5 protein-coding genes are annotated in these 4,348 nt (G+C 67.7%); all 5 read left to right on the forward strand.

The features are described from left to right. Nucleotides 1-737, forward strand: a 737-nt coding sequence (locus LQR33_RS18105) for an NAD(P)-dependent oxidoreductase (protein ID WP_231470014.1), incomplete at its 5' end; no start/stop codon positions are given. A gap of 90 nt (nucleotides 738-827) precedes the next feature. After that, nucleotides 828-1,577: an ABC transporter ATP-binding protein gene (locus LQR33_RS18110; RefSeq protein WP_231470016.1), complete on the forward strand. Its 750-nt coding sequence runs from the start codon at nucleotides 828-830 to the stop codon at nucleotides 1,575-1,577. Further along, nucleotides 1,574-2,866 carry an ABC transporter permease gene (locus tag LQR33_RS18115; protein ID WP_231179434.1) on the forward strand — a complete coding sequence of 431 codons (1,293 nt, stop codon included), beginning with the start codon at nucleotides 1,574-1,576 and terminating at the stop codon, nucleotides 2,864-2,866. The genes LQR33_RS18110 and LQR33_RS18115 overlap by 4 nt, the downstream gene beginning before the upstream one ends. A gap of 13 nt (nucleotides 2,867-2,879) precedes the next feature. After that, the gene (locus LQR33_RS18120) at nucleotides 2,880-3,623 is read left to right on the forward strand and encodes an outer membrane lipoprotein-sorting protein (RefSeq protein WP_231470017.1); all 744 of its coding nucleotides are present in this window, start codon (nucleotides 2,880-2,882) and stop codon (nucleotides 3,621-3,623) included. Beyond that, nucleotides 3,595-4,348, forward strand: a 754-nt coding sequence (locus LQR33_RS18125; protein ID WP_231470018.1) for a hypothetical protein, incomplete at its 3' end; no start/stop codon positions are given. The genes LQR33_RS18120 and LQR33_RS18125, both read left to right, overlap by 29 nt.

The raw sequence follows: 4,348 nt of genomic DNA on the forward strand, positions 1-4,348 counted from the left end.
GCGCGCACGCGACGCCGGCCGGCGCGGTGGCCGGGGCCGATTGGGTGGCGACGGTGTTGACCGACAGCGCCGCGCTGCGCGCGCTGCTGTTCTACGATCAGGGCATTGCCAGCGTATCGGCCGCCGGCCGCCGGCTGGTGGATTTGGGCACCCATCAGCCTGTCCAGCTGGCGGCGTTGGGGGCGGAATCAGCAGCCGCCGGCTGGCCGCTGGTGGAGGCGCCGATGACCGGTAGCGTGCACGACGCCAGCCACGGCACGCTGCATTTTCTGGTGGGCGGCGCGGAGGCGGACGTAGAGTGGGCGAGCCCGCTGTTGTGGGCGCTGGGGCGCGGCGTCCACCATTTGGGCGGGCTGGGCGCGGGCAATACCGCCAAGTTGGCCTTGAATCTGCTGGTGGGGGTGATGGCGGGCGGGCTGGGCGAGGCGATCGCCTTGCTCAGGGCGCATGGCCTGGCGGTGGACAGCTTCCTCGACGCGCTGGACGGCAGCGGCCTGGCTTCGCCCCTGTATCGGAGGCTGGGGCAGCGCTACCTGGACGGCGATCACGCGCCGCGCTTCTCGCTGGCCAATCTGGAGAAGGACCTGCGTTGGGAGTGCGAGCACGCGCTGGCCAGCGGCCTGCAGCCCAGGCTGGCGCCGGCGTTGTGCCGGCTGCTGGGGCCGCTGGACGAGGAGGCTAAGCGCCGCGATTACTCGGCCTTGATCGCCCACCTGGCTGGCGCGCCTGCCTGTTGAACCTTATGCCATGGTTGTTGAATTTGTTAAATGATGCATTCATTAACAGCTAGGCCGCCTTTCTCTTTACGAAAAACGAGCGAGCGCTTCATGAGCACAGCAGTCAAACCATCGATAAGCGGACCCATCGTCGAGCTGCAGGATGCGGGCCGCACCTTCCTGCTGGGCGAAACCCGGATCGAGGCCTTGCGCCACGCGTCGCTGGCGGTCCAGCCCGGCGACTTCCTGGCGATCTGGGGGCCGTCTGGCTCCGGCAAGTCCACCCTGCTCAACCTGCTGGGCCTGATCGACAGCCCCAGTTACGGCCGGATGTTGTTCTGCGGCCAGGATGTCGCCGGCCTGGACGACAATGCCTTGTCCGACTACCGCAGCCGCGAGATCGGCTTCGTGTTCCAGAACTTCAACCTGATCCCGGTGCTGTCGGCGCTGGAGAACGTGATGCTGCCGCTTTACTGCCAGCGCATTGCCAAGGTCCAGGCCAGGGAGCGCGCCCGGGCGTGGCTGCAGAAGGTGGGATTGGAGGCTTTCGCCGATCATCCGCCGGAGAAGCTCAGCGGCGGCCAGCGGCAGCGGGTGGCGATCGCGCGGGCGATGGTGACCGAGCCCTCGCTGGTGATCGCCGACGAGCCGACCGCCAACCTGGACTCGCGCACCAGCCGCGAGGTGATAGACCTGATGCAGGCGCTGAACCACCGGACCGGCGTCACCTTCGTGCTGTCCACCCACGATCCCAGGCTGCTGGCGCGGGTGTCGCGCCATCTGGCGCTGCGCGACGGCGAGATCGCCGAAGCGTCGTACGAGGAGAGCATGCTGAAACTCAACGCGGAGAGCCTGACATGAACCCCATCGTGATGGCGTGGCGCAATCTGCTGCGCAACCGCCGCCGCAGCCTGGTCACCCTGTTGTCCATCGCCTTCGGCATCGCCGCGCTGGCGCTGTTCGCCGGCTATACCCAGACCATCTACACCGGCTTGGCCAACCTTTCCATCCACGGCGAGATGATCGGCCACCTGACGGTCAACAAGCGCGGCTGGCGCACCGAGGGCAAGCTGCACCCGGCGCGCTTTCTGCTGACGCCGGCCGAGATCGCCAAGGTGGATGCCATCGTCCGCAAGCGCCTGCCTCAGGGCCACGTGCTGCCGCGGATGGGGCTGGACGGCATGATCTCCAACGGCCGCAACAGCACCATCTTCATCGCCGAAGGCATAGACCCGGCCGCGCTGCAGCTGATATTGGGCCCGCTCAGCGGCGTGCACCGCAACATCGTCGCCGACAAGCCCAACGGCGTGTCGGTCGGCGAGGCGCTGGCCTCGGTGCTGGGGCTGAAGCGCGGCGGCGAGGCTTCGCTGCTGGTCGGCACCATCCATGGCCAGGCCAACGCCGCTGACGTCGAAGTCAACGATGTGATCAATACCGGCAATACCGCCACCAACGACAAATTCCTGCTGGTGCCGCTGCAGCTGACCCGCTCGTTGAAAGACGTCGGCGAGCAGGCCGAGTGGCTGACGGTGCTGATCAACACGCCGGCCAAGGCCGGCGGCCAACTGGACAAGGGCATGCTGGCGATGCTGACCACGCCGGCGCCGGACGAGGCCACCACCATCGCGCTGCGCGACCGGCTGCTGGCCGATTTCCAGGCGGCCGGGCTGGATCTGGAAGTGCGCACCTGGCAAGACATGTCGCTGTACTACAAGCAGGTGAAGAATATGTACGACCTGATCTTCACGCTGTTGTTGGGCATCGTGCTGGCCATCGTGGTGCTGAGCATCGCCAACGCGATGAGCATGAGCGTGCTGGAACGCACGCGCGAGATCGGCACCTTGAGGGCGATGGGCTACCGCCGCGTCCGCGTGGTGGGCCTGTTCATCGCCGAAGCCTGCCTGCAGGTGGGGTTGGGCTGCCTGCTGGGCCTGCTGCTGTTCTGGCTGACCAGCCACGCGGTCAACGGCGCCAATATCCAGTACGTGCCGCCGGGCAACAGCGTCAGCGTGCCGCTGTACATCGACTTCGATCCGGCGCGCACCGTGTTCGCGATGCTGTTGCTGGGCACGCTGAGCATCGTCGCCGCCTGGATGCCGGCGCGCAAGGCGTCGAGCCAGCAGATCACGCTGTCGCTGGCGCACAGCTGAGAAAGGGATACGCATGAAAAAGATGACGATGTCGGCCGGCCTGCTGCTGGCCGGTCTGATCGCCGCGCCGACCGTTATCGCGGCGCCGGACGCGCAGGAACTGCTGCGCCAGTCCGACCAGGCGCGCGGCGGCGATCTGCCGGGACTCGCCTGGGAGGTGAGGCTGGCCAACAGCGGCAGCGCCAGCGAAGACTTGCAGCCGATGCGGCTGGACGTGCGGGCCAACAAGACCGCCAGCCTGGCCGAGGTCAGGGAGCCCTTGAGCAACAAGGGCTCCAAGATGCTGCAGGTGGACCGCAATATGTGGCTGAGCAAACCCGGGCTGAAGAAGCCGGTGGCGATTTCGCCGCGGCTGCGGCTGTCCGGCCAGGCGGCGATAGGCGACATCGCCGCCACCAATTACGCCAAGGACTATGCGGCCAAGCTGCTGCGGGAGGAGACGCTGAACGGCGAGCCCTGCTACGTGCTGGACCTGAAGTCAGCCAACAAGCAGAGCACCTACGACCGCATCGTCTACTGGGTGTCGGAAAAGCGGATGGTCGGCGTGCAGGCGCAGTTCTACAGCCTGTCCGGCAAGCTGCTCAAGCAGGCCAGCTTCCAGTACGACAACACGGTCAAGGTCGGCGGCAAGAGCATTCCCTTCGTCAGCGCCATGCAGATCAACGACGCGCTGACCGATGCCCGCACCACGCTGAAGTACGGCGAGCTGCGGGTGAAGACCTTCGCCGATGCCGAATTCCAGGTGGACAATCTCTAAGCATGGCGCGGCCGGCCTGGCCGCGCTGCTGCTGTGCGCCGGTGCGCAGGCCGCCGACGGCGGCGAGGCGTGGCGGACTGACGCCAGCCTGGAGGCCTGGCTGTACGGCGACGCCTACCGGCTGACGTCCCCGGCGCCGCTGCCGCAGAAGCAATACCATGCGGAAGGCCGGCTGGATCTGACGCTCAGGCGCGACGCGCTGCGCGTGGAGCTGGCGCCCAGGCTGAATTGGCTGCGCGCCTGCCCGCCCGGCGGCGCGGATTGCCGCAGCGACGGGCAGGCCAGCCTCAACCAGGGCTACTTCAGCCTGGCCAGCGGCGGCGAGCAGCTGGCGGCCGGCCGAGAGAAATTCAGCTGGGGGCCGGCCAATTTCCGCTCTCCCAGCAATCCCTTCTATTTCGACAGCGGACGGACCAATCCGTTGGCCGACACGCCGGGCGTCGATCTGGCGCGCTGGACCCACAGCACCGGAGCCTGGCGGCTGACTTCCGCCTACGTGTCCGACACCCGGACCCTGGCCCAGCCCAGGCAGCGCGACACAGTACTGCTCAAGCTGGACCGGCAGGGCGACGATGCGCTGGCCAGCCTGGTGTTCAGCCAGGCCCGCAGCCAGCGCCAGGGGCCTTTTCTCGGCGCTTTCGCCCAGTACACGCCCGACGACGCCTGGCTGCTGTACGGAGAGGCGTCCGCCCAGCGGCGCGGCGCGGCGACGGCCGCGCGCGGGC

This window comes from Chromobacterium piscinae (assembly GCF_021129175.1).
GTDB classification, from domain to species: domain Bacteria; phylum Pseudomonadota; class Gammaproteobacteria; order Burkholderiales; family Chromobacteriaceae; genus Chromobacterium; species Chromobacterium piscinae.

Excerpts from the sequence above, each read along its gene's own strand:
- LQR33_RS18110 (WP_231470016.1), top strand. The coding sequence starts at position 828 with ATGAGCACAGCAGTCAAACCATCGATAAGCGGACCCATCGTCGAGCTG.
- LQR33_RS18115 (WP_231179434.1), top strand. The coding sequence starts at position 1,574 with ATGAACCCCATCGTGATGGCGTGGCGCAATCTGCTGCGCAACCGCCGC.
- LQR33_RS18120 (WP_231470017.1), top strand. The coding sequence starts at position 2,880 with ATGAAAAAGATGACGATGTCGGCCGGCCTGCTGCTGGCCGGTCTGATC.